The following is a 26685-nucleotide window of genomic DNA, read 5'->3' on the forward strand; positions in this document are numbered from 1 at the left end:
TCGGGAGGATCGTGACCGCCCGGTCCGGCCGTGGGCCGCGCCGCCGCCCACCCGTCCGAGCACAGGCACGGTGGCCGCCTCACCCCGCCTCACCGAGCAGCAGCCGCCGCTTCACAAGGGCGAGGCCACCGCCTCCGCGAGCGGGGTGGCCGGGCGGCCCAGCACCGTGGCGACGTCGTCGCTGACCACGTCGAGCTGCCCTGAGGCGATCGCGGTGTAGGTGCTGATCCAGGCCTCGACCATCCAGTCCGGCACACCGTAGGAGGACCGGGAGGCGTGAGCCTCCTCGAGAGTCTCGTCGACGTAGCGGTACTCCTCCCCCAGCGCGCCGGTCATGATCGCGGCGGCCTCGCCCAGCGACACCGCCGCGGGTCCGGTGAGGGCGAGGGTGCGCCCGGCCCAGCCGGAGGGGTCGCGCAGGATGGCGGCGGCGACCTCGGCGACGTCGGCTCGGGCCACGAAGGCGCAGCGGCCCTCCCCTCCTGGCCCGCGGATGGTGCGGTCCTCGCCGGCGAAGTCGAGCAGGACGTCGGCATAGAAGCTGTCGCGCAGGACGGTCCACGCCATGCCCGATTCCCGCAGGAACTCCTCGGTGGCGCCGTGGTCCCGCGCCAGCGTGAACTCCGCCTCGGCCGAGGCGCCGAGGAAGGACGTGTAGACGACGTGGCCCACGCCGGCATCGGCCGCGGCCCGGATCACGGTGCGGTGCTGCTCGACCCGGTCGGCGGCCTCCCCGGCGGAGACCAGGAACAGTACGTCGACGTCGGCGAAGGCGGTCCGGCACGCGTCGGCATCGGCGTACTCGGCGCGGACCACGTCGGCCCCCGGGATCTCCGGTGCCCGGTGCGGGCTGCGCACCACCAGTCGCAGGCCGGGCCCCAGGTCGCTCAGCTCGCGGGCGACCGCGCCGCCGATCTTGCCGGTCGCTCCAGTGACCGCGATCCTCATCAGACCAGGCCCTTCTCGCTGAGCCAGCCGCTGGCGATGTCCGCCGAGGAGGCCTGGTCCTCCACGCTCTGACGGTTCAGCTCGATCAGGTCCTCGGGGGTCAGCGCCTCGATGACCGAGGTCATGGCGGCCTCGGCGGCCTCGTCGACCTTCTCGCTGACGACGGGGACCACGTTCTGCGGCAGGATCAGCGACTCCGGGTCCTCGAGGACGACGAAATCGTTCGCCACGATGGCGGGATCGGAGGTGTACAGATCCGCCAGCTGCACGTCCCCGTCCGTCAGTGCCTGCACGGTCAGCGGGCCGCCGGAGTCCTCGACCGGGACCACCGTGACGTCGACGCCGTAGACGGACTTCACGCCCTCGGGCCCGTAGGGACGGACCTCGAACTCGCTGTTGGCGGCGATCTTCAGATCGTCGATGCCCGCGAGATCGCCGATCGAGCTCAGGGAGTTCGCCTCGGCGAACTCGGACGTGGTGGTGTAGGAGTCCTGGTCGGTGGCCTCGGCGAACGGCAGCAGACGCAGGCCCTCCGGGAGCACCTCGCCGAGCGCGGAGTGGATCTCCTCGGGGCTGGCCGACGCGGCCTCGGAGTCGTAGAACTGCAGCAGGTTGCCGGTGTACTCCGGCAGCACGTCGAGGGCGCCGCTCTCGAGCTCCGGCATGTAGACCTCGCGCTGACCGATCTGGAACTGCCGGTCGACGGTGAGTCCTTCGGCTTCGAGGACCTGCGCGAACAGCTCGGCGATGATCTCGTTGGAGTAGTAGGCCTGGGATCCGATCACGATCGTGCTCGCGTCGGCCCCGCCGGAGCCGCCGCCGTCGGAACCGCCCTCTCCGCCGCTTCCCTCCTCGAAGGGGTCCGAGCTGCCGCAGGCGGCCGCTCCGAGGGCCACGCCGCCGATGCCGAACGCGCCGAGCAGACGGCGCCGGGTGCTGTGGATGGTCATGAGGATCCTCCTGGGGTGCGGAACAGCGGACGGGCGATGGAACGATGGGCCGACGGGACGGGACGGTGGACAGATGGAACGGGACGGTCGGTGCTCAGGCCGGACGGGCACCGCGCGGGGAGGTGGCGCGCTGGATGATCAGCAGCGCGAGGTCGAGCAGCAGCGCGAGGGCGATCACCAGCAGGGAACCGGCGATCATCTGCGGATAGTCCTGGGAGCCGAGCCCGAGGAAGATGTAGCGGCCCAGGCCCCCGTTGCCGACGTAGGCCGCGAGCATGGCGGTGGCCACGACCTGCACCGTCGCCCCGCGGAAGCCGCCGACGATTAGCGGCATGCCCAGCGGGATCTCGACCCGGGTGAGGATCTGCCACTCGGTCATGCCCTGGGCGCGGGCGGCATCGACGGTGGCGGGGTCCGCCGATTCGACCGCGGAGTACGCCCCGGCGAGCAGGGAGGGCAGCGCCAGGATCACGAAGGCCAGCAGCGGCGCGGTCAGGCCGATGCCCAGCACGAGGGCGAACAGAGTGACCAGTCCCAGCGTGGGCAGGGCGCGGGCGGCCCCGGAGGCGGCGACCGCGAGCCCGGCGAACCGGCCGGTGTGGCCCACCAGCAGGCCGATCGGAATGGCGATCAGTGCGGCGATCAGCACCCCGAGGGCGGTGTAACCGAGGTGCTCGAGGGTGCGCACAGGGATGCCGGAGGGGCCGCTCCAGCGAGCGGGGTCGGCCAGCCAGACGAAGGCCTCGCCGTAGGGGTTCTCGTTCACGGCCGGCTGACCACCTTCCGCCGGGTCCAGGGCATCAGCGCTCTGCCCAGCAGCACCAGCAGCGCGTCGGTGAGCAGGGCCAGCGCTGCCGTGAGCACCACGCCGGCCGCGATCTCCGCCACGATGCCGCGGCGGAACCCGTCCACGAAGAGCATTCCCAGGCTGGGCACCCCGAGCACGCCGCCCACGGTGACCAGCGAGATGGTGCTGACGGCGACGACGCGCACGCCCGCCAGCAGCACCGGCCCGGCCAGCGGCAGCTCGACCTGCCAGAACCGGGCCAGCGGGGCGTACCCCTGTGCGGTGGCGGAGCTGAGCACGTCGCGGTCCACGGAGCGGAACCCGTCGGAGGCGGCGGGGACCATCAGGGCCAGGCCGTACAGCGAGAGCGCGACGATGATGTTCACGGGGCTGCGCACTCCGGTGCCGATGATGCCGGGCAGCAGCACGAACAGCGGCAGCGAGGGGATCGCGTACATCAGTCCCGACGCGGTGGTGACGCCCGGCCGCAGCCAGCCGGTCAGGTTGGCGAGCTTCGCGATCGGCAGGGCCAGCACGAGCGCGATGAGGATCGGCGGCAGCGCCTGGACCAGGTGGGCACCGGTGCGCGCCGCGAGAACGTCGAGGTTGGCGAGCACCCAGCTCACGACGGGGTCTCCAGCACACCGGCCGCGCGACCGTCGGCGTCGACCACGACATCGCGCCCGTCGACCTGTTCGACGTGGAGGGTGCGGGCCCCGCGGTCGGCGCCGACGAAGCTGGCCACGAACTCGTCGGCCGGATCGGCGAGGATCTCCTGCGGGGTGCCGACCTGAGCCACGACACCACCGGGCTTGAGGATGACGACGCGGTCGCCGACCAGGAACGCCTCGTCGATGTCGTGGGTGACGAACACGATCGTCTTGCGCAGCTCCCGCTGCAGGCGCAGCAGCTCCTGCTGCAGCTCACTGCGCACGATCGGGTCCACTGCACCGAAGGGCTCGTCCATCAGCAGGATGTTCGGATCGGCCGCGAGGCCACGGGCCACGCCGACGCGCTGCTGCTGACCGCCGGAGAGCTGGGCGGGATAGCGGCGGGCGAGGGCGGCATCGAGGCCGACCGTCTCCATCAGCTCGTGAGCGCGGCGGCGGGCCTCCCCCTTGGAGGTGCCGCGCAGCACGGGCACGGTGGTGATGTTGTCCAGCACGGTGCGATGCGGCAGCAGCCCGGAGGCCTGCATGACGTAGCCGATGCTGCGGCGCAGCGTCACGGGATCCAGGCTGGCCACGTCGTCCCCGTCAATGTGGACCCGACCGGAGGTGGCATCGACCATGCGGTTGACCATCCGCAGCAGCGTGGTCTTGCCCGAACCGGAGGTGCCCACGAGCACCACCGACTCGTGGGAGGCGACGTCCAGGCTGAAGTCCGCCACGGCGACCGCGCCACCGGGGTACTCCTTGCGGATGTTCTCGAATCCGATCACCGGGACCTCCAGTCCTGTCGGGGCGACGAGCTGTCACCACCGGCTCGCTCAACCTTATCCAGATGGCGGCCTCCGTGGCGGCGCCTTGCCGTTCAGCGCACCTCGCAGTTCAGGGCGGGACGCACCGAGACGCTGAGGTCGCCCCGGTTGATCACCAGCGCCTGGCCCTCGCCCACGTCGAGATGGTCGGCCTGAGGGATCCCGGAGGAGGCCACGATCACGCGGTCGGCGTCGATGCGGTAGCGCAGCGAGTAGTTGTCGGCGGTGTGATGAGGCTTGGCCTGGGCCGGATCGGACTGCTGATAGGCGATCATCACGTCGGGCGTCATGTACAGGCAGTTCAGGGCCTCGGGAACACGACCGGCGTGCTCGAGGCACAGCTGCGTGAGCTCGGCGGCGGCCCGCTGCACGGCGGTCGCCGGGTCCGCCTCGCGGACATGAAGCTCGACCAGGGAGAAGTACAGCTCCGAGTCGGTGGTGCCCTCAGGCATGCGCCCGCCGCGCGCGAGGATCGCTTCACGCAGCGGGTCGGAGAGGTCGTACTGGCCGTTGTGCGCGAACACCGCCTCACCCTCGCGGAAGGGATGGGTGTTGTCGATCCGCAGGGGCAGGCCGGGGCTCGCCTTGCGCAGGTGCACGAGCATCATCGGGCCCGTCGCCTCGGCGACGGCGTCCCGGTAGGCCGCGGATTCGCGGGCCACATCGAGGTGGCGGTGGATGCGGGGCCGACGGGGGTCGACGGGCCAGTGCTCACCGGGCGGCCGAGGAGTCCCTGCACCTGCGTCATCCCCGCCGGCCGCCGCCTCGTCGGGCGCCGCCTTCCCGTCGGCCGCGTCGAACCAGGCCACGCCCCATCCGTCGCGATGGATCTCGGACTGTTCGGTGAACGGTTCGATCTCGTCACGGACAGCACGGTCCAGGGAGATGGGCTCACGGGAGACGACGCCGAGCAGTCGGCACATGGCAGGACCAGCCTTCCGGGAAACAATGGACGACGGGGACGACGAACAGGGCCGACGCGAGCGGCAGAGTTGACGCGTCGGGCGGCGTGTCGGGCTCAGCTCGCGCCGGCGCGGGCCTTCATGTGCGCATCCACCGCCAGCGCGATCCGGGTGAGCAGGAAGTTCACGGCGATGTAGATGACCGAGACGACGATGTAGGTCTGGACCAGGTAGCGCGTGATCGAGACCATCGTCTTGCCCTGGAACTGCAGCTCGTTGACGCTGACCACGTAGCCGAGGGTGGAGTCCTTCAGCAGGGAGACGAGGGCGAGGATGAGGCTGGGCAGGACCAGGCGCACGGCCTGCGGCAGGATCACGGAGAGCATGGAGTCGCGGTGGCTGAGCCCGATCGCGGCGGCGGCCTCGTGCTGCCCCACGTCGACCGCCTTGATGCCGGCCCGGAACACCTCCGCGGTGGTCGCGGAGGAGACCAGCACCATCGGGATCGCGAGCATCCAGAACCGTGGGAACGTGACCCCGTAGGCGGGCAGAGCCAGTAGGAACCCGTAGACCACCAGCAGCATCGGGATGCCGCGGAAGAACTCGATCCACACCGTGCTCGCTGCGCTGAGCACCCGCAGCCGCGACAGCCGCGCCAGCGCCAGCAGCAACCCGAGGGGGAAGGCCACCGCTGCGGCGACAGCGGTGACCTGTACCGTCCCGGCCAGCCCCTGGCCGAGGAAGGCGAGGTAGTCGGCCCGGAGGTAGACGACCCACTTGTTCGGATCCAGCTGCCCGTTGATCGCGAACTGCCGCAGTCCCGCCGCGAGCAGGCCGAGGATCGCCAGGATGCTGAGAATCGACAGCAGCAGGATCCGCCGGCGCCCCTTGGGGCCGGGCGCGTCGAACAGCACCTGGGTCGCAGTATTGCTCGTCGCAGCGCTCATGCCTGGGCTCCTGCCGTGACATCCAGAGCATTGCGGGTCCGGGAGCGGCCCGGCCGCTGCCCCGGGGAGACGGCGCGCTCGATGACGCCGCCGAGCGCGGCGCCGCCCAGGGACATCGCCAGATACACGGTCCCGGCCACCAGGAACATGATCACCGCCTGCGCGTACTGGATGTTGAGGGTCTGGGTGACCCAAGTGATCTCACTGACCGAGATCGCGGAGCACAGCGCCGATCCGATCACCGTGCCGATGAAGACGTTCACCAGGGGCTGGACCATGGCTCGGAAGGCCTGCGGGAGCACCACGTGGCGCAGCGTCCCGAAGAAGCCGAGCCCGATCGACCGCGCCGCTTCGGCGTGGCCGACGGGCACCGTATTGATCCCCGAGCGGACGTTCTCGCACACGAAGGCGGCCGACGAGAGGGTCAGCCCCAGCACGCCGCACCAGAAGTAGGGCAGGCGCAGCCCGACGTCGGGGAGGCCGAACGCGACCAGGATCAGCAAGCTCAGCAGCGGGATGTTGCGGAAGATCTCGACGTAGACCGTCGCGGCCCAGCGCAGCGGCGGAATGGGGCTGACCCGGCACACCGCCAGCGCGGTGCCGACGACGAGCGCGAACAGGTAGCCGAGCACGACCAGCGCGAACGTGGTCGCGATACCCTCCACCAACAGGGGGATGTTCTCGCGGATGGCTTGCATGGGTCCCTCTCGAGATCAGGGGCGGGCTGACGGGCGGGGTGCGGCCGTCGGCCGTGCATGTCGCGGGGGCGGCCGGATCCCACCGTCTGGCCGGGCCGACGGGCTGGCCAGGTCCGTCGGCCGAGCGCGTCGGCCGGTGGTCGGCTCACGCCGGCATGTCGCCCGGGGTCGGGGGCTCGGGGGCCGAGCCATCCACGACCTCGCCGATGGTGGCGGCCCACAGCGCGTCCCAGGTACCGGAGTCGATGAGCTCCTGGAGGAAGGTGTTGACGAACTCGACGGCGTCCTCGTGGTCCTGCGAAAGGCCGATGCCGTACGGGTCGTCGACGAACGGTTCACCGACCACGGAGACCTCCGGGTCTGCGGCGGAGTTGCCCAGCAGCACGCCCTGGTCGAGGACGTACGCGTCGGAACGACCCTGCTTCAGTGCGGCGACGCAGGACTCGTTGTCCGGGAGGGTCTCGACCTCTCCCGGGTCGGTCACGAACTCCTCGATGGCCTGGATGCCGGTCGAGTTGGACTGGGTGACGAGGTTCTTGCCGGTGAGGTCCTCCGGGCCGGCGACGGTCTCGGCGTCCTCAGTCCGGACCTGAATGGCGGTGCCCGAGAGATAGTACGGGCCGGCGAAGTCGATGACCTCGAGGCGCTCGGGAGTGATCGAGTAGGTGGCGATCACGCAGTCCACGGTGCCGTTCTGGACCATGGTCTCGCGGGTCTCGACCGTAGTGTCGATGTACTCGATCTTGCCCTCGAAGTCCTCGCCGAGGATGTAGCGGGCCAGCAGCTGGGTGATGCCCGCGTCGAAGCCGGTGGGCTCGCCGCCACTGGTGCTGGCCAGGGAGAAGACCTGGTTAGCGAGGGTGCCACCACGGATCAGCTGGTCCTTGTCCTTGATGGCGCTCGCCCAGGCGCTGGCGGCGATGACGTCGTCCTCGGCGATCGGGCCGGAGGCGATGGCGTCGGTGAACGCCGAGCCTTCGGCGCCGCCGCCATCGGAGCCGCCGCCCAGTGAGGGGCCCTCACCCGTCTCGGAGGAGCAGGCGGCGAGGGCACCGAGGGGCAGGGCGGCAGCGGCCGCGACGACGGCGCGACGGCCGGGCCGGAAGCTGGTGCGGGTCATGGATCTCTCCGATTCTCGAGTCGCCCGTGGGGCGGGGTCGGGGCTGTGGGGTGGGTCGGGGCTGGTGGGGCGTGGTCGCGGCTGGCGGGGCATGGTCGCTGCTGGCGGGGCCGGGAAGGAGCCGGTGCGGCACGGCTGGTGCTGGTACGGCCGGTCAGTGGGGCAGGATCTTGCCCAGGAACGCCTTGGCGCGCTCGCTGCGTGGTGCGGTGAAGAATTCCTCGGGCTCGCCCTGTTCGACGATCTCTCCCGCATCCATATAGATCACGCGGTCGCAGACATGGCGGGCGAAGCCCATTTCGTGGGTCACCACCAACATCGTCATGCCCTGCTCGGCGAGCTCGGTCATCACGTCGAGCACCTCGTTGATCACCTCGGGGTCGAGCGCCGAGGTGGGCTCGTCGAAGAGCATGGCTTTGGGTCTCATGGCCAGTGCCCGGGCGATCGCCACGCGCTGCTGCTGCCCGCCGGACAGCGCCGTCGGCAGCGAGTTCGCCTTGTCGGCGAGACCGACGCGCTCGAGCAGCTCCATGGCCTGCGCCTCGGCCTCCGCCTTGGAGGCTCCGCGCACCTTCCGCGGGCCGAGGGTGACGTTGTCGATCGCCTTGAGGTGGGGGAAAAGGTTGAAGGCCTGGAAGACCATGCCGACGTCGCTGCGCAGCTTGGTCAGCTCCTTGCCCTCCTCCGGCAGCCGCTGGCCGTCGATGGTGATCTCGCCGGCGGAGATCGTCTCGAGCCGGTTCAAGCAGCGGCACACGGTCGACTTCCCGGATCCGGAGGCGCCGATCAGCGCCACCACTTCACCGCGATGGATATCGAGATCGATGTTCTTCAGCGCCTGGAAATCGCCGAAGAACTTCTCCACGCCGCGCGCGGAGATCAGGGGCTCCCCGATCTGCTTCGATGCCTCCGGCCGCGTCGAACCCGTGGCTGTGCTGGTATCGGTCATAAGGGTGAGAATGCGGTGTCAGGAGGCGCCCTGTCCAGGCAGTGGGCATTCCGCTCACCGTTCGGAACAAGTTCGTGACCGGTGTTCACGCGATGACCGGAGATGGCGGCCCCTTTCCCTGGAGTCCCTGGCTCGACGGGGGGTAGCGCTGGCGCGGCCGGGTACTGGCGACATAGCGGGAGCCGTGGCCATATAGGCAACGGCTCCCGCTATGTCGCCAGTTGTCGGGAGCGCCCCCGCCGGTCAGGGGTGGCGCGGCCCGGGCGGGCGCCCGTTCAGGGCCAGCGGCCCGGGCGGACTCGCCGATCAGCGGTGGTAGGCGCCCTGGTAGACGGCGTCGAAGGGGGTGTGGCCGGCCTGGCGGTTCTCGATGGAGACGGTGACGATCTCCTTGGCCACCTGCGCCGCCTCGAGGGCGGTGGCGCCCTTGGCCAGCTCCGCGGTGACCGCGGCGGCCAGCGTGCAGCCGGCGCCGGAGACGCGCTCCTGGCCGATCTTGGGGCTGCGCAGCTCGACGACCTCGTCCCCGTCGTAGAAGATGTCGACCGCGTCGGACCCGTCCAGGACCACGCCGCCCTTGGCCAGGACCGTGACGTCGTAGGCCTCGTGGATGCGCCGGGCGGCCTCGGTGAGCTCCTCGACGGTCTCGATCTTCTCCATCCCCGACAGCGTCAGCGCCTCGAAGTGGTTGGGCGTGACGAAGGTGGCCAGCGGGAGGATCTTCTCCTTGAGGGCGTTGTCCGTGTCCAGGGCCGCGCCGGGCTCCTGCCCCTTGCAGATCAGCACCGGGTCGAGCACGACGTGGGTGAAGCTGCGCTCGCGCAGGGAGGCGGCGACGGTGTCGATGGTGACGGGCGTGCCCAGCATGCCGATCTTGACCGTGTCGATGTCGTGGACGGCGGTGGTCGCCTCGATCTGGTCCGAGATCACCTCCGGGTCGACGGGCACGAATCGGTGGGCCCAGTCGTTCTTCGGGTCGAAGGAGACGATGCAGGTCAGAGCCGCGGTGCCGAACGTGCCGAGCTGGTGGAACGTCTTGAGGTCCGCCTGGGCGCCGGCGCCACCGGATGCTTCGGAACCGGCGATGGTCAGGGCGACGTGGGTCATGGGAACCTTCCTTCGATGCTGTGGGGGCTTCGATCCTGTCGGGGGCGGTGCCGCGTGCCCCGATCGCGGCGCTGTGGCCACGACCCGGAGGTCGACGGGGGCGATGCACCCGTCACGGCAACGGAGACCGCGCGCTCCCAGGGTGCCGACGTCGTCGGCCCCGTCGCAGCGGCCTGGCCGTGCGCTCCCAGGATCCGGGTGCACGCGAGCGGGCGGGTCGGCGACCACTCAGCATCCGGACCCGTCGCAGGCCGGGCCGCAAGCCTATCGCCTCGGGTACAGTGCCGTGCGTGCTGAGACCCCAACCGTCGACGGACACCGCGGATCCCACGCGATCCGGCGATGCCGCAGATCTCGGGTGTACGACGTCGTCGCTCGAGCGGGCAGGTTCCCTGGAATCCGTGCCGGCCCGTTCCGCCGCGCGCCGTGCCCGCGCGCAGTTCTCGTCGGCACCGAGGAGGCCGCTGCGCGAGCGTGCCCGTGATCTCGCCACCGACCATCTGGGGTCGTCGATACGGTTCCTGCTCGTCGGCGGCATCGTCTTCCTGCTGGACGCGGCGATGTACAACCTGCTGGTGTTCTGGGAGCCTTCCGCCGGCTGGGGCCACGGGATCATGCACGGCCATCCCCTGACGGCGAAGCTGCTCACGATCGCGGTCGCGTCCTGCCTGACCTACCTGGGCAACCGGCTGTGGACCTTCGGGGACCGTCCCCGCCCGGACACCGCCCGCTCGGTCCTGCTGTTCCTCCTGATCAACCTGATCGCGGCCGGTCTGCAGCTGTCCTGCCTGGGCTTCTCGCGGTATGTGCTGGGCCTGGACTCGGTGCTGGCGGACAACATCTCCGGCACGATCATCGGCCAGGTCATCTCGACGTCGTTCCGGTACGTCACCTACGGGCGCTTCGTCTTCCCGCGGCGCTGAGACGGCCGACGGGCCGTGACGCGGCCGGCCGGCCTGCGTCACGGCGCGGCGCCCCGCGCGGCGCCCGGCCCCGCGCGGCGCCCTGTCCCGTCACACGCCGGCACACCCCGGCACACCGACTCAGCCGGACTGCCCCGGCGATCCCGGTCCGTCTCTGACAGACTCGTGGCCATGGACACCACCGGCCCCTGGACCCGCGCCGCCGCCGCTGCCGGCCTGCTCGCCGGCGGCGAGGCCCGCCCCACCGTGTTCGCCCGCATGTCCGCGAAGGCCGCCGAGCTCGGCGCGCTGAACCTCGGCCAGGGCTTCCCCGACGACGATCCTCCCGCCGTGGTGGCCGACGCCGCGGTGAGCGCGATCCGTGCCGGCCGCAACCAGTACCCGCCGGGCATCGGCGAGGCCGTGCTGCGTGAGGCGATCGCCGAGCACCAGTCGCAGTGGTACGGGCTGCACTGGGACGCCGGCAGCGAGGTGCTGGTGACCACGGGCGCCACCGAGGCGCTGGCCGCGACCATCCTGGCCCTGGTGGAGCCGGGCGACGAGGTCGTGACGCTGGAGCCGTTCTACGACCAGTACGCGGCGCTGATCGCGCTCGCGGGCGGCGTGCACCGCACGGTCCCGCTGACCTCCCGCGCCGACGCCTCCGGCGACCTGGTGCTGGAGGTCGACGAGGTCGCTCTGCGTGCGGCCTTCTCCGACCGCACCCGCGTGGTACTGGTGAACACCCCGCACAACCCCACCGGCGTGATGCTGTGGGTCGGAGCGCTGCAGGCGATCGCCGAGGAGGCCGCCCGGCACGACGCGATCATCGTGACCGACGAGGTCTACGAGCACCTCACCTTCGGCCCGGCCCACCTGCCGATCGCCACCCTGCCCGGCGCGCAGGACCGCACGGTCTCGATCTCCTCGGCGGGCAAGACGTTCTCGGTCACGGGCTGGAAGATCGGCTGGATCACCGCCCGGCCCGAGCTGGTCACGGCCATCACCGGGTTCAAGCAGTGGCTGACCTACGCCTCCGGGGCGCCGTTCCAGCCGGCCGTGGCGGCAGGATTGGGCATGCCGACCTCTGCCTTCCAGGATCTCGCCGACAGTCTGCGTGCTCGCCGCGACCTGCTGACCCAGGGCCTGCGCTCGATCGGTTTCCGGGTCAGCGTGCCCGAGGCGGGCTACTTCACCGCGGCCGACGCCGCGCCGCTGGGCGAAGCCGACGCCATGGCTCTGTGCGAGCGGCTGCCCGAGGAGGCCGGCGTGGTCGCGATCCCGCTGTCGGCCTTCTACCGCGACGGCGCGGCCGGGGAGGCGAGCTCGTACCTGCGCTTCGCCTTCTGCAAGAGCCACGCCACGATCGAGCAGTCCCTGGAGCGCCTCGAGTCCTGGGCGCGGCACCGCCGCTGACGGCGCCGAGGTCGGCTCATCCGGCCGCGACCCAGATCGAGCCGGCCCCGTCGGTCCACGGCGTGTACACCTCGAAGGTGCCGTCCCGGACCTCGTCGGTCGGCACGAGCAGGCACTCCTCCCACTCCCCGGTGTCGCCGTCCTCGAGCTCGCCCACATCGAACACGCTGTGCGGGGTGGCGGCGAGCTCCGAGGAGTAGCGGCCACCGGCGTGGGAGTGGAAGTCGATGCCGAGCAGGAAGGTCGGTTCGAGCGTCTCGTCACCGTGATAGGTCAGCGTCACCGGGACCAGGACGTAGGTCTCTCCCTCGGGCGGCGCCTCGTTCGTGGCCGAGAGGGCGAGCATCTCCTCGGTCGCGTCCCAGTCGACCTGCCCGATCGTGATGTCGAAGGACTGCTCGGTCCCCTCGATCGTGAAGGTCTCCCCGAGGGGGAACGGGTTCCCCTCGCTGCCGCGGCGGCCGGAGGGTGCTGCCTCAGAGCTCGGCGCCGGCTCAGAGCTCGGCGTCGCCTCAGCGCTCGGCGCCGGCTCAGAGCTCGGCGCCGGCTCAGAGCTCGGAGCGGGCTCGGAACTCTGCGTCGCCTCAGAGCTGGGCGCCGCTTCGGAACTCGGCCCGGCGCCATCCGAGCCCTCGCCCGCGCCGAGGATGAGGAAGATCCCGCCGACGACGATCACCAGGACCAGGACGAGCAGCGCGCAGCCAAGACATACCAGGACCGGGACCGTCGCGTCACCGCTGGTCCTCGTGCCGCTGTCGTCGTTCCGAGACATCTGCGTCATGATCTCCCCGGCGCCCGCCCCGGCGCGCTGTCGTCCTCGTGCCTCGTGATCCTCTCGCCGGGGTGGCCGGGACCGACCGCACGACGACGGCCCGCCTCCTCCCCGGTTCTCCAGGAGCAGGCGGGCCGTCGTGGTCCGCGCGGGATCAGATCAGGTGGCTGAGATCCAGGCGGGGTCGCCGCTGAAGTCGAGCAGGCTGCTGACGGTGAACGCGCCGCCCTCGACCTGGTCCTCCGGAACCAGCAGCGGCACTTCCCATTCGCCGGTGCCGCCGTCGTAGAGCGTGCCCACGTCGAGGCTGTCCTTGGGCGCCACGGCGCTGGTGAGCGAGTAGCTGTTCCCGGCATCGGAGACGTACTCGACCAGGATCGAGAAGCCCGGCTCGAGGCTGTCATCGCCGTGGTACGTCGCCGTGATAGGCACCAGGATGTAGGTCTCGCCCTCGGCGGGCTCCTCGTTGTACGAGTTGGCCTCCAGGACCTCGTCGGTGGCGTCCCAGTTCGGCTCGCCGAGGGTGACGTCGATGGTGCCGCCGTCGCCATCGTCGATGGTCACGGTCTCACCGAGCGCGGCCGGATCATCCTTCGTCGCGGCTCCCCCGGAGGATCCGCCCTGGGACTCCTCCTCAGTGGTCTCCTCCGCCGAGGTCTCCTCCTCGGTGGTCTCCTCCTCGGTCGGCTCCTCCTCGGTGGCCTCCTCCTCAGAGGTCTCCTCCTCGGTGGTCTCCTCCTGAGTCGTCTCGCCCCCGCCGCTTGTGTCCTCGTCGCCACCGTCGCGGGTGAACAGGAAGATGCCGCCGCCGACGATGACGAGCAGGAGCGCGAGGACCGCGCAGCCGGCGCAGATGATGATCGGGACCTTCGCGCCCCCGGACTTCTTCTCGCCGCCCTGCGGGGTGAAGCCCTCACCCGAGTCGCCGCCGAAGGACGGCGCGAAGGAGGCGTCCTGCCCGTAGCCGGCGTTCGGCGACGCCTGACCGTAGGGGGCATCTGCGGAGGCCTGACCGTAGTCGCCCTGCGGCGGCTGGCCGTAATCGCTCGGCTGCTCCTGGCCGAAGCCGCCGTTCGGGGACGGCTGACCGTAGTCCCCGTACCCACCGTCCGGAGAAGGCTGCCCGTGGGAATCACCGGAGGGGGGCTGACCCCATCCGTTCTGCGGTGGCTGCGACATATCTTTTCCGGCGCGTAGACAGCGCCGTCCCCTCTCTCCCGGTACGTCTGTGCGGTCCGACCCCTGGGCCTGACCGTCACATAGTACGGGGCGTGCCCACCGGGAGCGATGCCTTCGACATCGCTATCCGGTTACGAACGGGCGAGAGAAAGCAGTCCCGCAGAAGCTCGATGGCGGCCGATTCAGAGCCGTCCTGTGAACAGTTCCCCGTGGAAAGTCCGACCCACGGCACGCCGGGACGCACCGCTGACGTCGAGGTACGGCGTGATGCCGCCGCGATGGCGCGGGAAACCGGCTCCGAGGATCAGAGCCAGGTCGACCTGCTCGGGTCGCTGGACCACTCCGGCCTCGAGCATCAGGGCGATCTCCTCGGCCAGGCCGTCCTGGACCTTCTCGAGCAGGGCGTCGCCGACGGGGGCCTGCGCCGCGCCGGCTCCCCCGCCGTCGGCGGCGAAGACCTCCGCGACCGACCGCGAGACCGGCGGGTGGACGGCAGTCTTGCTGCGCTCGGTGAAGCGGGCACCCCGCTCGGCCATGGCGGTCAGCCCCGGGGAGGCGTGGAAACGGGCGCCGAGCTCGTCGGCCAGCACCGCGCCGACGTGGTCGGCGACGGCCAGGCCCACCAGGTCCAGCAGCTCGAGGGGACGCATCGGCAGGCCGAGCGGATCCAGGGAGGCGTCGACCTCCTGGGGATCGGCGCCGGCGTCGAGAGAGGCGAGCACCGCGCCCAGCACGCGGAACAGCAGCCGATTGACGATGAAGCCGGGCGCGTCGGCGCTGCGCACAGCGAACTTCCGCAGGCGGCGCACCACCTCCAGTCCGGTCGCCAGAGCAGCGTCGTCGGTGGCCTCGGTGTGGACCACCTCGACCAGCGGCATCTTGGCGACCGGGTTGAAGAAGTGCAGGCCCACCACGCGCTCGGGGCGCTCGAGATCCTCGGCCATCCGCGCGACGGACAGCGAGGAGGTGTTGGTGGCCAGCAGGGCGTCGGGGGCGAGCACGCTCTCCAGCTCGGCGAAGACGGACTTCTTGACCCCCAGCACCTCGGGGACGGCTTCCAGCACGAGGGCGCAGCCTTCGAGCTCGGCCAGATCGGTCGTGGCCGTCAGCCCGCCGGCCACCCGGGTGGCGGTGTCCTCGTCGAGCTTCCCCCGGGCGGCGGCCTGGGCCACGACATCGCGGGCAGCCGCCAGGCCCTTCTCCGCGATGCTCTGGTCGAGATCGCGCATGACGACGGGGACCTGGAGCCCGAGGGCGAGCTGCGCGGCGATCTGGGAGGCCATCAGTCCGGCACCGGCCACGCCGACGCGGCGGATCTCGCGGGCGCCGTCGACCGGGGCGCGGCCGGGCTTGCCGCGGCGCAGCAGCTCGGCGGCGTACATGGAGGCCGCGGCGGCGTCGCTGCGGGCCAGCTCACCCAGGGCGGCGGCCTCACGGTCCAGGGCGGCGGGCAGGTCGGAGCCGGGCAGCTGCTGGAGCAGTTCGAGGGCGCGGGCGACGGCGGGGGCTCCCTGCATCTCCAGTCGCGCCGCCCAGGTGCGGCGGGTCTCGGCCGCGCCGTGCGGGGCGTCGAGTGCGTCGCGCAGTGCCTCGGCCTCGGGGGTGCCCTCGGCGGGCAGCGGGATGGCGCGACCGGCCCAGGCACCCGGGATGGTCGTCTCCGCGGCCAGCCGGGTCTCCACGGCGGCCTCGGCCACCGCGGGGTCGACGATGTCGGTGTCGGCCTCGTCGACGTCGATGTGCGCGGCGACCAGGGCGGCGAACTCGTCGAGCGCTTCGTCCAGGTCCGCGGCGAGCTCGTCGGCCAGTCCGGTCTCGAGGGCCTGGTCGGTGCCGAGCTGCTTGTCACGAGCGGGGTCCTCGAGGATCATCCGGGCGGCGGTCTCGGGGCCGACGACGGACTGCAGCAGGGTGGTGCCGCCCCAGCCGGGCAGGATGCCCAGGCTGGTCTCGGGCAGGCCGATGCCCGTGACGCCCGGGGCGACGGTGCGCACGTCGGCCATCAGCGCCACCTCGAGGCCGCCTCCGAGGGCGGCCCCGTTGAGGTGGGCGAGGATCGGGACGTGGCTGGAGCGCACGCGGATCTGGAGCGCGTGCGCGGCCCTCGTCATGGTCTCGACGCTCTCGAGCACCTCGGGGTCGGAGAACATCGAGAGATCGGCGCCGGCGAGGAACACGCGTCCGGAGCCGGTCAGGGCGATCGCCTGGACCTCGCCGGCCTCGGCGCGGTCCAGGGCGGTGGAGATCGCGCCGGTGACGGCCTCGAGCGAGCGCGGACCGAGGGTCGCGGGCCGCTTGTCCTCACCCTCCGGGGGCGCGAAGGTCAGCACGGCCACGGTGCCGAGCCCGGGGTGCTCGCGATCTGCGGTCAGGACTCGGGTGACGTGCTCGGTGTAGCTGCTCATCAGTGGCCTTTCGCGATCTCTTCGTCGAGTGCCGGCGGGCTCCGCCCAGTTGCCTGATACCGCCGGTTTCAGATAGATCATGCCTCAGCGCGTCGGCGGGTGTCCACCGCGCGCCCCGGCGGCGAGGCCCCCGCCGCGGAGAGCCACCGTCGATCTCACGCGCCGTCGAAGTAGAGCACTTCCCCGTTGAACGTCTCGACGCCGAGCCGGAACCCTGCGACTTCCGGCTCGGGCAGGATGTAGATGCTGCGGAAGGTCGCGCTCTCCCCATCGCCGAGCGGCTCGATCGCCTCCATCGGGTCCGGGACCAGTCCTTCGGCGGCATCCTGGTAGTAGGAGCGCTCGGATTCGCCGGTCAGCCACAGCTCCTCGACGGGGGCGAGCCGGCCCGGCCCGTCGTAGCGGACCTCGAAGGTCACCATGACCATGCGGAAACCGTCCTCAACGACGTCCTCACCGGCCGCCCCGGGCAGGGTGGCCTCGGTGTCCACGTCCGTCGGGGTGACGCTGATGGTGCCGTCGGACCACGTGCCCCAGGAGACGGTGTGCTCGCCGACGGTCGCCGGGTCGTCGAAGCCGCCGGTCCCGTCGGTCACGGGCCGGCCTGCCGAGTCGGTGACCTCGCCGGGCTCTCGCTCCGGATCGGTCTCCTGCTCCGACGGGGTGGCCCCGGGAGGCTGGGCAGGTGCCGGCTCCCCGGTGTCGAGCAGTCGCACGGCGCCGCCGACGACCAGGCCGACGGCGGCGAGCATGCCGACCACCTGCAGGGCCACGATCGCGACGATCGCCCAGGGCGGGATGCCGCCCTCCGGGCGGGCAGGGCCGCGGTGGGATGGGTCCCGGCTGCCCGGGCCGCGGAGAGCTGGTTCTCCGCGGGCTGAGTCCCCGAGAGCCGCCCCGGGCGGCCCGCCGTCCCCGAAGGCGCTGAGCCTCTCGGGACCTGAGGGGTGGCCGTCGGCGCCGTAGTCCGGCAACCCGAGCGGTTCGTCGTCGGCGAGTGGTTCCGTATCGGACGGGACCGGGGAGGGGTCCCGGTCCGCGCCGGTCGGAGGCGGCCACTGCTGTGCCATGACTCGAGCATAGGCGCCTCGGGCCCGCGACACTCCGGGTGCGCTCGGGCGGCATGCTCAGACGGGAAGCGTCCCTGCAGGACACCGCTGAGGGGCGGGCACGAATGGAGCACATGGCATGCTGGAACTCGACCCGTGTGGAGAGGTGGGGGAACGTGGTGAGCCGACGAACTGTGCTGGGGTCCATCACGGGCCTGTCAGCGCTGCTGCTGGCTGCCTGCGGCCAGACGGACGACGGCGTCACTGACCAGCTCATCGCCGCCATCTCGGAGATCCCCGATGTCGATACGGTCGAACTCGAGATTCGTCGCGGTGCCGAGTTCGGCGTCGGTCTCTCGGGGACGGTGCACATATCCCCGGGAACGGGTGGACCGGTCGATGTCTTCGATGAGGCAGTGGGCGCGATCGCCCGCGTGGCTGCTCGGGAGAACGGGTACGACCACTTGGACGTCTCGTCGTTCACCGGTCGGGACGGTGGCGAAGAGATCACGGTCTTCGACCTGGACCACGAGCTGGTACCGGACTCGCGAGTGCGCATCGAGCTGCTGTACGAACGATACGGCCTCGCCTGACAGCGGTGATGACGCGCAGCGCCCCGAAAGTCCCGGCGAGATCGTCTGGACTCCGGGCCGTTGCCGGCTCCATGAACCAGACCGTGCGCCCAAGGGCGACACGGAGCGAGACTGTTCTGCCGACCCCTCCCGAATCAGTGCTCGCCGCGCCCGACGGTGACCACATGAGACTCGGCGACGTAGGTGCCGTCACCGATGTACGAGCCCGAGATGTCTTCCTGCAGCCCTGAGAGCACCGGGTCCGCACCCGTGGCGGCCTGCACACTTCCGTAGTAGCCGTACGCAGGATCGTTCGGGTCGTAGGAGTCATGATTGCCGAACAATGGTTCGGTGCCATCGCTCACACGCCCGGGGCTGCCCTCGAGAACGACCTCGTGCACATTCGGTGCCTGCAGACTGCCGCCACCGACTTGAGCCCCCTGCAGATCGGATTGCGCGATCGGGTCACCGGTGTACTGCACGTCGGTGGGGACGGGCACCTCGACCGGCTGACCGATAGGACCGCCGACAGCGACCGGCACCTCGCCGACGCCGTGCGGATCCAGCCCCACCGGTCCGTGCGCCACGTTGACCACCTCGGTCGACCCCTGAGCCGGGACGACCGTCTGGACAGGCGAACCCACCGAGAAGCTATGGGTCACGTTGTATGTCCCGGACTCACCGGAGGAGCTGTTGAAAGTGGGATCGGCTGCCAGATGGGAGGCCACGATCCCTCCCTGGGAATGCCCGACGAACATGACATTCGACCCGTCCGGGACCCCAGCCTCCTCCATCGCCGCACGGACGTCGTCCATCGCCGCCGGATGCTGGCCGGCGACCAAGCGCAGATTCGACCCCCAGTCCCGAGAGTTCCCCTGGCCCCCATATGCCTCCGGCACCTCGCCGAGCCCGGCCCCCTCCGTCGGCGGGACCTGCACGATGTACGAGGGATCTCCACCATCTGCGCTGCGGACCTCCTGGATGCCGATCTGACCGGACTCGAGGGCGCCGCCGTCATGGGACATCCTCAGAGCGTCGTTCCCGATCACCAGGTCGCCCAGATCCTGCGGACTCGCCACCGGTTCCGTGCTCGTCTCGACACCTTCCACGATGCCGCCCGGGCGGTCATCGAGAAATGCCGTGTCGTTCCCGGTGACGGCCTCGTACGCACCCACACCGGCAGAGCCCGTGGTGACCAGGCCCGCCGAGACCAGTTCGGCGTAGGTCGGAACCCGCTCGCCGATTGCCCAGTCCTCGAGGATCCCGCCGGCGTGGTTCGCATCCCGCTGGAACTGCGCGATCCCGTCGGTGTTCACGCCGAGCCCGCCGAGCCCCGTCTCCAGGAGGTCTATCCCGCCGTCGACGCCCCAGCCGATCGCGTCGGAGACGAGCCCTGCGACATCGGACAGCGCCCCTTCGGCGGCGCCCTCGAGCCAGCCCGGGAGCCAGGAGCTGTCGTCCTCCAGATACCCATGGGCCATGTCCGCCGCCACGGCGTCGGGGATCGACCCGGGAGTCTCGGCCGGGCCGGATTCGGTGCCGTCGCGATCGGAGACCACGTCCTGCTCGTCGGCCTCCCCGAGCGCCCGGTCCCCCAGGGTGGTCAGGTCGTCGCACAGGGTGGAGAGGTGGGTGGCGGCCAGATCGTCCCATCGACCGCGGAAGTCCTCGGCGTCGGGCCCTTCCCAGGCCGTGCTCCGGATGACGGCGTCCAGCCGCTCCCGCAATCCTTGCACGTCGCCGGAGACGTGGCGCAGCCGGTCGGCATGGGAGCGGACCTGTTCGGTGTCCATGCCGTAGAACGCGGTCATCGCGCGCCTCCTCGCGCCGCGCACGCAGCCTCGAACCGCAGGCCTTCCTCGAGCACCGGGAGCGCTGTGCCCAGCACATCTCCCGGGGCCACGGGAAGGATGGCGCCGATGGAGGTCTCGGCGGCGTCCATGCGGTAGAGGTCGCGGTCGCCGCGAACCCAGAGCCGGGACCAGGACACCGGCGCTTCGGTGACGCGGCCGCCAGGGTCGTGCAGGGTGAGGGAGACCGATACGCGCGGGCCGCTGGTGGTGAGGGCGTCGCGCAGCCGGTCATCCAGGTCGGGCACGGAGGCGACGGCGTCCTGCGGGGACTCGCCGCGGGCCAGTGCGTCTCGGAGGAGTTCGATCTGGGCGGGGGTGGGCCGCAGCGCGTGCTCGGTCCGTTCGACGGTGAGCCGAGGGGCTTCCGGGTCGACGCCGGCGGCGTCGAGCAGTTCGGTGATCAGGCGAGGCACCTGGTCGATCGGGACCGTCGACCACTGGGAGGCGCCGCCGTCGATGGAGGCCTCCACGGTGGCGCCGGCCGGGTCGAGCGCGACCCGTGCCCGACGGGTCGATTCCTCGTGCGTCACCGCCACGACCAGGAGAGCCCGGGCTGTGAACTGGTGCCGGACGAGCTCGTCGGAGCCGTCGGCGGGTGCCGGCTCGCCGGTCGGAGCCAGCCCGGGGACCAGTGCACGGTAGACCGGGTTCCAGTCCCGCGCCGGGGTGGTGGTCTCGGCCGCCCAGTGGGCCGCTCGATCGACGGTCGCGGTCAGTGTCGCCATCGGTGTGCTCCTCGAGCAGAGGGCGGTTCGGTGCCCCGAACCCCTGTGCTTCGGTGGCCGGAACCCCTGTGCTGCTGCGAGCGTACGAGCCGGGGGCCCGCCCGGCCATGGGTAGTTCTCCCCACCGCCCGGCAACCGGAACCGCGCGGTCGCCGGAACAGCGCTCCCCCGAAAAGATCGGCGACCCCTTGAATCGCACAACCACACGGTTGTACGTTTACGGTGTGCATCAGATCGACGACGACCACGCCGATGCGTGGTTCCACGCGCTGTCGGACCGCACCCGCCGGGACATCCTGCGGCGGGTGCTCGACGGCGAGCAGTCGGTCTCGGCCCTGGCCCGGAACTACCCCATGAGCCTGACGGCGGTGCAGAAGCACGTCGTCGTGCTCGAGCGGGCCGGGCTCATCACACGGCGTCGCAGCGGCCGGGAGACCCTCGCTCGCGGTGACGCCGACAGCGTGCGCTCGGCCGCGCGGCTCCTCGCCGACCTGGAGGCCGCCCGCCGGGAGCACATCGCCCGCATCGACGAGCTGCTCGACTCCGCGACCGAGGACGACCCGGCGGCATTCCCCAGCCGGCCGGACTCGCCACCACGCCCGCCGGAAGCTGCGGCTCACCAGCATGACCATGCGCCCCGCCGGTCGGCTTCCCTTCCCCGTCAGCCGGCACACCCGCCCCACCGGAAGGAATGACCATGCCTGTCACCGATATCAGCCACGACCTCGAGGCCATGACACTCACGATCACGGCGGAGTTCGCCGCGCCGGTCCGGCGGATCTGGGACATCTACGCCGATCCGCGCCAGCTCGAGAAGGTCTGGGGACCCGAGGGCTACCCCGCCACCGTCGTCGACCACGACCTCTCCCCCGGCGGCCGGGTCACGTATTACATGACCGGCCCCGACGGGGATCGGTTCTACGGGTACTGGGAGGTGCTCACGGTCGATGAGCCGAACTCGTTCACCTACCGCGACGGCTTCGCGAACGAGGATTTCTCGCCGAATGAGAGCCTCCCGGCCGCCGAGTCCACCACCACGCTGAACGAGCACGACGGGAAGACGCGCGCAATCTACGTGACCACGTACAACTCCCGCGACGAGCTCCAGACGGTGCTCGACATGGGCGTCGAGGAGGGCTCGCGCTCGGCGATCAACCAGATCGACGCCCTGGTGGCCTGACGGGCTGCGCAGATCTCGCGCGGACTCGGCTCCCGCGGGCCGGCCCCGGGACCGCTCGGGGCCGGCTGCCGGCCGGCGCGCCCCCAGGGTGCGGTCGGCTCCCCCGCGCTCAGCCCTGTGCGGCGACCTCGTCGAGGCGACGCAGCCATCCCTGCGTCGCCTCGTCCCCGGCCCAGCTGATCTCGAGGGAGTTGCGCGCCAGGGTCACGACCTCCTCGCGCGTGAGCTGCTGCGCCTCGGCGAGCGCGAGGATGTTGTCGGCGACGTACCCCCCGAAGTACGAGGGGTCGTCGGAGGCGATGGAGACCTTCAGCCCGCTGCGGAGCAGCTCCGTGATCTCGGCTCCCTTCATCTGCTCGGTGACGAAGGAGTTCGACAACGGGCAGCAGGTGAAGCCGATGCCGCGCTGCTTCGCCTCCGCGACCAGGGCCGGGTCCTCGAGGATGTTCGAACCGTGGTCGATGCGCTCGACGCCGATCTCGTCCATGACGGTGGCGATGTGGCCGCCGGCCCGTGACACGGATCCGCACCGCGCCTACGGTGGAGCCACAGCACCGGAGCACGGATTCGGCGGGAGGTCGACATGCCGACGAGCGAGACGCGTGCCGCCGACGCGCCGTCGTCCCAGGTCGACAGGGGCCGCAGGGTCGCTCCGATCCGCCGTGCGCCCTGGACCATCGATCTGCTCGGGAGCGTGATGGCCGGCGTCGGCCTCTTCGGCTTCTGGGGCGGTGCCGGCGACATCGTCGGGGCGGCTCAGGGACTGGGCATCCTGATGCTGGCGGCCGGGTGCGTCCTCGTCGGGCGCGTTCATGCCAAGCACCACGGACCCCGACCGACCAGGACCTTTCACGGTCGGCGCGCAGTGCTCGGCGCCTGCCTCGCCGTCGCGCCCCTGGCGCTCTTCGTGACGTTGCCGGCGAGCACCCCGTCGTCCGCCATCGCGATCCTGGCGGTGGTGTTCGGCGGCATGTTCTACGCCGTCGTCCGTCTCGAGGACGAGGAGGCCGCGCGCCGGCCGGCGTCGCCGCGAAAGGCCGGCCCGGTCGCGACGTACCCCGAGGTCACGACCCACGAATCCCCTGACGGCGCCGACGATCGCCGACGCTGAGGACGGGTACCTCACAGCGCCCCTCGTGGCGCCGGGGCTGCTCAACGCATCGGAGTAGCGTTGATCCGGGCCCGTCCTCGCTCGCGAGGAGCAGGCCGGATCCGCCGCGCCGGTCGAACGAGGAGCACGCATGACCCTGGAGGACGACTCCGCCGCCGAGCCGATGCACGTCGCCGCGGACCGGCCACGGGCCCGGGCGCAGGACGTCCCCCTCGCCGGTGAGGATCGCAGTGACGGTCGACATGAGGGGCGCGGCGGTGCCACCGGAACAGACTGGAGCGCCCCTGCGGCGGACCACGACGGCGCGGCGGACGCCGTGCTGGACAATCCCGTGTGGTCCTCCCTCACCGGGCGTCACGCGCACCTGGCGATCGGCAACAACCTGGTCAGGAAGTACCCCGACGACGTCTCCCCCTTCGTCGGCGTGAAGGACTGGGAGCACCCGGACGTGTGGGACGCGCTCCTGGAGGTGTTCGGCCATGACGCCGTCGTCAGCATCTCCCACGCCGACCCGCTGCTGCCGACGGGGTGGTCTCCCGTGTTCAGCATCGACGGCGTGCAGCTGACCGAGACCGACCGTCTCGCCGCCCGACCGGACCAGGAGGCTGTCGAGCTCGGTCCCGAGGACGCGTCCGAGATGCTCGCCCTGGTCCAACGCACCGAGCCCGGCCCCTTCCTGCCCCGCACCCCTGAGCTCGGTCGCTACGTGGGGATCCGTCGCGACGGCGAGCTGATCGCGATGGCCGGCGAGCGCCTGCAGCCCGAGGGATGGACCGAGATCAGCGCCGTCGCGGTCGACCCCGCCCACCGGCGCCAGGGCCTCGCCTCCCGTCTCGTGCTCGATGTCGCCTTCCACATCCAGCAGCGGGGCAGGCGGGCCTTCCTCCACGCGGCGGCCGCCAACACCGGCGCGATCGCCGCCTACGAGAGGCTCGGCTTCGCCCTGCGTCGCCGGCTCACCTTCGGCGCCGCCCGCACACCCTGAGGGTCCAAACCGGCGGGAACCGGCTCAGGATCCCGACTGCACCTCGCGGCGGCGGAACCCGACCAGGGCGAGCAGGTAGAGGATGGCCACGACCGCGGTCACCCCGAGCGCTCCCCCGGCCTCGAAGTCCTCCACGAACGGTTCCGAGACCCAGTGGAACGGGGAGATGCCGAGCAGGGCGTCGGGGAAATCGAAGATGGCGCCGAACATCTGGGCGACCAGCACGAAGGCCAGCAGCAGCCAGGTCAGGCCGGCCGCCCGCGGCACCCACGCGTACAGCGCCGCGGACAGCGCCGCGAACAGCACGATCGGTGGGGCGTAGGAGGCGAAGGCCGCGAGATAGGCGGGAAGCTCCGGTTCGCCGACCCCCACGAGGATCGCCCCGATCCACATCGCCACCACGGACAGCGCGAACAGTGCGGCCGCACCGATGCCGGAGACCAGCAGCTGCGCTCCGAGCCAGCGCCACCGGGAGACGGGCCCGGCCAGGACGATCTCGAGCCGCCCGGCGGTCTCCTCGCTCCGGCAGTACTGGTGGGTGGTCACGATCGCGACGGCCACCACGCACAGGGCCACGAACAGCAGCATCACGGAGAGGAAGGACTCCGTGAAGGCGGCGGGGTCCGTGCCGAACAGCGCCCCTAGAGCGGGATTATCCGCGACGAGCTCGGAGGCGAGGTCGTTCATCGTGCTCAGCATGGTGCCGGTGGCGAACCACATCAGGGCCATGCCCAGCCCGCACCACAGCAGGGTCGCGCGCTGCTGACGCCAGGCCATCGCTATCGGCGTGCTCAGGCTCGCCAGTGCGTGCGCTCGCCCGGCGCGGTCGGCCGTGAGCCCCTGGCCGAAGTCCCGGCGTCGGGCGAGGGACGCGGCAAGAACCAGCAGCACCGCGGTCGCGGCGATCGACAGCAGCGCCGGCCACCAGCGCAGGTCGACGAAGGCCCGCATCTGCTGGGCCCAGGCCACCGGGGAGAACCACGACAGCGCGGAGCCCTCCAGCTCGATCATGTCGCCGGCGGCACGGATCACGAAGGCCACGGCGAACACCGCCAGGCCGAGCCCGGTCGCGCCGCGGGCCGAAGTGGTGATCTGGCAGGTCACCAGCGCCACGGCCCCGAACACCAGGGCGGACAGCGCACTGCCGCCCATCATCCCGAGGCCGTCGACGAGGGAGGGGTCCTCCCCGGCCAGGGACGCCAGCGCTCCGATCGCGGCGATGACCATGAGGTGCAGGACCAGGGTCAGCAGCGCCGCGGCGACGGGCGCCAGGGGGCCGACGGCGCTGGCGCGCACCAGCTCGGCGCGGGCGCTCTCCTCCTCGGCGCGGGTATGACGGACGACGTGGAGGATCGCCATGATCGACAGCGCCAGCACGGTCCAGGTGGTGCCCTCGTTGGCGACGGCGACCATCGGGGCGTAGTCGTCCAGGCCGTAGCCGGGTCCGCCCATCACGATGCCCGAGGGCGTGCGCATCACCTCGGCGCGGGCGGCGAGTGCGGAGTCGTCGAAGATCGAGCTCAGCGCCACCGAGAAGTAGGCGATGAAGGCCGCCATCGACAGCACCCACGCGCTCATCCGCACCCGGTCGCGGCGCAGGATGTGACGGGTGATGGCCACGGTGCCGGTCAGCGGGGATCCGCCCCGGCTCCGATCGTCCGGAGCGGGGGCCCGGTGCGTGGGTGCGGTGGACGTGGTCATCGGACCGGCTCGCTCTCGGGCGCGATCCCGCTCTCGGCGAGGTCGTCGCCGTAGTGGCGCATGAACAGGTCCTCGAGCGAGGGCGGCGTCGCGGTCAGGGAGGCCACCTGCTGAGTGGTCAGCGCGTCCAGCACGGCGGCGATCGACGTGTCGTCGACGTCGGCCGTCAGGCGAGTGCCGTCCTTGACGGTGACTGTCTCGGGATCATGGACCCCGTCGAGGCCGGTGACCGCCTCGGCGAGCCCGCGGAGGACAGCGGTGACGCGGGTGCGGGTGAGGTGGCGCAGGTCCTCGAGGGTGCCGGATTCGACGGCCTTGCCGGCACGGATGATGGTGACGGTGTCGCAGAGCTTCTCGACCTCGCTGAGGATGTGACTGCTCAGCAGCACCGCCCGCCCCTGGGCCTTGAGCTCGCGCACCTCCTCGGTGAAGACCGCTTCCATCAGCGGGTCCAGTCCCGCCGTCGGCTCGTCGAAGATGAGCAGCTCGGCGTCGCTGGCGAAGGCGGCCACCAGCGCGACCTTCTGCCGGTTGCCCTTGGAGTAGGTGCGGGCCTTCTTGCGGGGGTCGAGCTCGAAGCGCTCGAGGAGGTCGGCTCGGCGGCGGGGGTCGGGCTTTCCCCGCAGGCGGGAGAGGTAGTCGATCGCCTCGCCGCCGGTGAGGTTGGGCCACAGCGCGACGTCACCGGGGACGTAGGCGAGGCGGCGGTGGAGGGCGACGGCGTCGGCCCAGGGGTCGCCGCCGAACAGGCGGACGCTGCCGGCGTCGGCCCGCAGCAGTCCCAGCAGCACGCGGATGGTGGTCGACTTGCCGGCGCCGTTGGGGCCGAGGAAGCCGCGCACCTCGCCCTCGCCGACGCTGAGGTCGAGGCCGTCCAGCGCGGTGAAGGAGCCGAATTTTTTGGTCAGGTTCTGGATGTCGATGGGGTTCATGGCATGAGTCCTCTG

The 26685-nt window shown here is 71.3% G+C and carries 27 protein-coding genes; 7 read left to right on the plus strand and 20 right to left on the minus strand.

What is annotated here, in order from left to right; translation table 11 throughout:
- Positions 1 to 111: 111 nt before the first annotated feature.
- From AC5020_RS07255 to thiD, 11 genes are all read right to left on the minus strand, one after another.
- Positions 112 to 948, minus strand: coding sequence for an SDR family oxidoreductase (locus AC5020_RS07255; RefSeq protein ID WP_464987759.1), 837 nt, complete (start codon positions 946 to 948; stop codon positions 112 to 114).
- Entirely contained in the window at positions 948 to 1898 is a 951-nt protein-coding gene (locus AC5020_RS07260; RefSeq protein WP_464987760.1) for an ABC transporter substrate-binding protein, read from the minus strand. The genes AC5020_RS07255 and AC5020_RS07260 overlap by 1 nt, the downstream gene beginning before the upstream one ends.
- Before the next feature lie 94 nt (positions 1899 to 1992).
- Positions 1993 to 2664, minus strand: coding sequence for an ABC transporter permease (locus AC5020_RS07265; RefSeq protein ID WP_464987761.1), 672 nt, complete (start codon positions 2662 to 2664; stop codon positions 1993 to 1995).
- Positions 2661 to 3311 (minus strand): ABC transporter permease, encoded by a 651-nt coding sequence (locus AC5020_RS07270; protein WP_377020199.1) that lies wholly within the window; start codon positions 3309 to 3311, stop codon positions 2661 to 2663. The genes AC5020_RS07265 and AC5020_RS07270 overlap by 4 nt, the downstream gene beginning before the upstream one ends.
- Positions 3308 to 4126: an ABC transporter ATP-binding protein gene (locus tag AC5020_RS07275; RefSeq protein ID WP_377020198.1), complete on the minus strand. Its 819-nt coding sequence runs from the start codon at positions 4124 to 4126 to the stop codon at positions 3308 to 3310. Before AC5020_RS07275 ends, AC5020_RS07270 begins: the two co-directional genes overlap by 4 nt.
- Before the next feature lie 92 nt (positions 4127 to 4218).
- On the minus strand, positions 4219 to 5088 hold the full coding sequence (locus tag AC5020_RS07280) for a class II glutamine amidotransferase (RefSeq protein ID WP_464987762.1): 870 nt from the start codon (positions 5086 to 5088) through the stop codon (positions 4219 to 4221).
- Positions 5089 to 5183: 95 nt separating this feature from the next.
- A complete protein-coding gene (locus AC5020_RS07285) occupies positions 5184 to 6014 on the minus strand; it encodes an amino acid ABC transporter permease (RefSeq protein ID WP_464987763.1) in 831 nt (276 codons plus the stop codon).
- A complete protein-coding gene (locus AC5020_RS07290; RefSeq protein ID WP_377793560.1) occupies positions 6011 to 6712 on the minus strand; it encodes an amino acid ABC transporter permease in 702 nt (233 codons plus the stop codon). The genes AC5020_RS07285 and AC5020_RS07290 overlap by 4 nt, the downstream gene beginning before the upstream one ends.
- A gap of 145 nt (positions 6713 to 6857) precedes the next feature.
- Positions 6858 to 7832 carry a glutamate ABC transporter substrate-binding protein gene (locus AC5020_RS07295; RefSeq protein ID WP_464987764.1) on the minus strand — a complete coding sequence of 325 codons (975 nt, stop codon included), beginning with the start codon at positions 7830 to 7832 and terminating at the stop codon, positions 6858 to 6860.
- 154 nt (positions 7833 to 7986) lie between these two features.
- Positions 7987 to 8781, minus strand: coding sequence for an amino acid ABC transporter ATP-binding protein (locus AC5020_RS07300; RefSeq protein WP_377020193.1), 795 nt, complete (start codon positions 8779 to 8781; stop codon positions 7987 to 7989).
- 306 nt (positions 8782 to 9087) lie between these two features.
- Positions 9088 to 9888 (minus strand): bifunctional hydroxymethylpyrimidine kinase/phosphomethylpyrimidine kinase, encoded by an 801-nt coding sequence (thiD, locus tag AC5020_RS07305; protein WP_377793558.1) that lies wholly within the window; start codon positions 9886 to 9888, stop codon positions 9088 to 9090.
- 401 nt (positions 9889 to 10289) lie between these two features.
- Between thiD and AC5020_RS07310 the strand changes: the two genes are divergently transcribed.
- A complete protein-coding gene (locus tag AC5020_RS07310; protein ID WP_464987765.1) occupies positions 10290 to 10811 on the plus strand; it encodes a GtrA family protein in 522 nt (173 codons plus the stop codon).
- Between the two features lie 171 nt (positions 10812 to 10982).
- Entirely contained in the window at positions 10983 to 12206 is a 1224-nt protein-coding gene (locus AC5020_RS07315; protein ID WP_464987766.1) for an aminotransferase class I/II-fold pyridoxal phosphate-dependent enzyme, read from the plus strand.
- 16 nt (positions 12207 to 12222) lie between these two features.
- On the opposite strand, the gene AC5020_RS07320 is transcribed toward AC5020_RS07315, so the two are convergent.
- From AC5020_RS07320 to AC5020_RS07335, 4 genes are all read right to left on the minus strand, one after another.
- Positions 12223 to 12978, minus strand: coding sequence for a hypothetical protein (locus AC5020_RS07320; RefSeq protein ID WP_464987767.1), 756 nt, complete (start codon positions 12976 to 12978; stop codon positions 12223 to 12225).
- A 159-nt stretch (positions 12979 to 13137) separates the two neighbouring features.
- On the minus strand, positions 13138 to 14157 hold the full coding sequence (locus AC5020_RS07325) for a hypothetical protein (protein WP_464987768.1): 1020 nt from the start codon (positions 14155 to 14157) through the stop codon (positions 13138 to 13140).
- Between the two features lie 182 nt (positions 14158 to 14339).
- Complete coding sequence (locus AC5020_RS07330) at positions 14340 to 16562, minus strand: 3-hydroxyacyl-CoA dehydrogenase NAD-binding domain-containing protein (protein WP_464987769.1); 2223 nt, start codon at positions 16560 to 16562, stop codon at positions 14340 to 14342.
- Positions 16563 to 16717: 155 nt separating this feature from the next.
- Positions 16718 to 17632, minus strand: coding sequence for a hypothetical protein (locus AC5020_RS07335; RefSeq protein WP_464987770.1), 915 nt, complete (start codon positions 17630 to 17632; stop codon positions 16718 to 16720).
- A gap of 158 nt (positions 17633 to 17790) precedes the next feature.
- Between AC5020_RS07335 and AC5020_RS07340 the strand changes: the two genes are divergently transcribed.
- Complete coding sequence (locus AC5020_RS07340) at positions 17791 to 18204, plus strand: hypothetical protein (protein ID WP_464987771.1); 414 nt, start codon at positions 17791 to 17793, stop codon at positions 18202 to 18204.
- Positions 18205 to 18338: 134 nt separating this feature from the next.
- Here the strand turns inward: AC5020_RS07340 and AC5020_RS07345 are convergent, their stop codons facing one another.
- Positions 18339 to 19994 carry a WXG100 family type VII secretion target gene (locus AC5020_RS07345; protein ID WP_464987772.1) on the minus strand — a complete coding sequence of 552 codons (1656 nt, stop codon included), beginning with the start codon at positions 19992 to 19994 and terminating at the stop codon, positions 18339 to 18341.
- Positions 19991 to 20761, minus strand: a complete 771-nt coding sequence (locus AC5020_RS07350) for a hypothetical protein (RefSeq protein WP_464987773.1) — start codon at positions 20759 to 20761, stop codon at positions 19991 to 19993. The genes AC5020_RS07345 and AC5020_RS07350 overlap by 4 nt, the downstream gene beginning before the upstream one ends.
- Before the next feature lie 224 nt (positions 20762 to 20985).
- On the opposite strand from AC5020_RS07350, the gene AC5020_RS07355 reads away from it, so the two are divergent.
- Complete coding sequence (locus AC5020_RS07355; protein WP_464987774.1) at positions 20986 to 21456, plus strand: ArsR/SmtB family transcription factor; 471 nt, start codon at positions 20986 to 20988, stop codon at positions 21454 to 21456.
- A gap of 2 nt (positions 21457 to 21458) precedes the next feature.
- Positions 21459 to 21941 (plus strand): SRPBCC family protein, encoded by a 483-nt coding sequence (locus tag AC5020_RS07360; protein ID WP_464987775.1) that lies wholly within the window; start codon positions 21459 to 21461, stop codon positions 21939 to 21941.
- A gap of 109 nt (positions 21942 to 22050) precedes the next feature.
- On the opposite strand, the gene AC5020_RS07365 is transcribed toward AC5020_RS07360, so the two are convergent.
- Entirely contained in the window at positions 22051 to 22461 is a 411-nt protein-coding gene (locus tag AC5020_RS07365; protein WP_464987776.1) for a hypothetical protein, read from the minus strand.
- A gap of 63 nt (positions 22462 to 22524) precedes the next feature.
- On the opposite strand from AC5020_RS07365, the gene AC5020_RS07370 reads away from it, so the two are divergent.
- Positions 22525 to 23052 carry a hypothetical protein gene (locus tag AC5020_RS07370; protein ID WP_464987777.1) on the plus strand — a complete coding sequence of 176 codons (528 nt, stop codon included), beginning with the start codon at positions 22525 to 22527 and terminating at the stop codon, positions 23050 to 23052.
- A 130-nt stretch (positions 23053 to 23182) separates the two neighbouring features.
- Complete coding sequence (locus AC5020_RS07375; protein ID WP_464987778.1) at positions 23183 to 24037, plus strand: GNAT family N-acetyltransferase; 855 nt, start codon at positions 23183 to 23185, stop codon at positions 24035 to 24037.
- 24 nt (positions 24038 to 24061) lie between these two features.
- Here the strand turns inward: AC5020_RS07375 and AC5020_RS07380 are convergent, their stop codons facing one another.
- Complete coding sequence (locus AC5020_RS07380; RefSeq protein WP_464987779.1) at positions 24062 to 25738, minus strand: ABC transporter permease; 1677 nt, start codon at positions 25736 to 25738, stop codon at positions 24062 to 24064.
- Entirely contained in the window at positions 25735 to 26670 is a 936-nt protein-coding gene (locus tag AC5020_RS07385) for an ABC transporter ATP-binding protein (RefSeq protein ID WP_464987780.1), read from the minus strand. The genes AC5020_RS07380 and AC5020_RS07385 overlap by 4 nt, the downstream gene beginning before the upstream one ends.
- Positions 26671 to 26685: the final 15 nt, after the last annotated feature.

The sequence above is a fragment of the Brachybacterium sp. SYSU DS0246 genome (genome assembly GCF_059391765.1).

What these genes read in the sequence shown, in the direction of transcription:
- AC5020_RS07255 (WP_464987759.1), bottom strand. Translation starts at nt 948, where the DNA reads ATGAGGATCGCGGTCACTGGAGCGACCGGCAAGATCGGCGGCGCGGTC.
- AC5020_RS07260 (WP_464987760.1), bottom strand. Translation starts at nt 1,898, where the DNA reads ATGACCATCCACAGCACCCGGCGCCGTCTGCTCGGCGCGTTCGGCATC.
- AC5020_RS07280 (WP_464987762.1), bottom strand. Translation starts at nt 5,088, where the DNA reads ATGTGCCGACTGCTCGGCGTCGTCTCCCGTGAGCCCATCTCCCTGGAC.
- AC5020_RS07285 (WP_464987763.1), bottom strand. Translation starts at nt 6,014, where the DNA reads ATGAGCGCTGCGACGAGCAATACTGCGACCCAGGTGCTGTTCGACGCG.
- AC5020_RS07290 (WP_377793560.1), bottom strand. Translation starts at nt 6,712, where the DNA reads ATGCAAGCCATCCGCGAGAACATCCCCCTGTTGGTGGAGGGTATCGCG.
- AC5020_RS07295 (WP_464987764.1), bottom strand. Translation starts at nt 7,832, where the DNA reads ATGACCCGCACCAGCTTCCGGCCCGGCCGTCGCGCCGTCGTCGCGGCC.
- AC5020_RS07300 (WP_377020193.1), bottom strand. Translation starts at nt 8,781, where the DNA reads ATGACCGATACCAGCACAGCCACGGGTTCGACGCGGCCGGAGGCATCG.
- thiD (WP_377793558.1), bottom strand. Translation starts at nt 9,888, where the DNA reads ATGACCCACGTCGCCCTGACCATCGCCGGTTCCGAAGCATCCGGTGGC.
- AC5020_RS07315 (WP_464987766.1), top strand. Translation starts at nt 10,983, where the DNA reads ATGGACACCACCGGCCCCTGGACCCGCGCCGCCGCCGCTGCCGGCCTG.
- AC5020_RS07320 (WP_464987767.1), bottom strand. Translation starts at nt 12,978, where the DNA reads ATGTCTCGGAACGACGACAGCGGCACGAGGACCAGCGGTGACGCGACG.
- AC5020_RS07325 (WP_464987768.1), bottom strand. Translation starts at nt 14,157, where the DNA reads ATGTCGCAGCCACCGCAGAACGGATGGGGTCAGCCCCCCTCCGGTGAT.
- AC5020_RS07330 (WP_464987769.1), bottom strand. Translation starts at nt 16,562, where the DNA reads ATGAGCAGCTACACCGAGCACGTCACCCGAGTCCTGACCGCAGATCGC.
- AC5020_RS07335 (WP_464987770.1), bottom strand. Translation starts at nt 17,632, where the DNA reads ATGGCACAGCAGTGGCCGCCTCCGACCGGCGCGGACCGGGACCCCTCC.
- AC5020_RS07345 (WP_464987772.1), bottom strand. Translation starts at nt 19,994, where the DNA reads ATGACCGCGTTCTACGGCATGGACACCGAACAGGTCCGCTCCCATGCC.
- AC5020_RS07350 (WP_464987773.1), bottom strand. Translation starts at nt 20,761, where the DNA reads ATGGCGACACTGACCGCGACCGTCGATCGAGCGGCCCACTGGGCGGCC.
- AC5020_RS07360 (WP_464987775.1), top strand. Translation starts at nt 21,459, where the DNA reads ATGCCTGTCACCGATATCAGCCACGACCTCGAGGCCATGACACTCACG.
- AC5020_RS07370 (WP_464987777.1), top strand. Translation starts at nt 22,525, where the DNA reads ATGCCGACGAGCGAGACGCGTGCCGCCGACGCGCCGTCGTCCCAGGTC.
- AC5020_RS07375 (WP_464987778.1), top strand. Translation starts at nt 23,183, where the DNA reads ATGACCCTGGAGGACGACTCCGCCGCCGAGCCGATGCACGTCGCCGCG.
- AC5020_RS07380 (WP_464987779.1), bottom strand. Translation starts at nt 25,738, where the DNA reads ATGACCACGTCCACCGCACCCACGCACCGGGCCCCCGCTCCGGACGAT.
- AC5020_RS07385 (WP_464987780.1), bottom strand. Translation starts at nt 26,670, where the DNA reads ATGAACCCCATCGACATCCAGAACCTGACCAAAAAATTCGGCTCCTTC.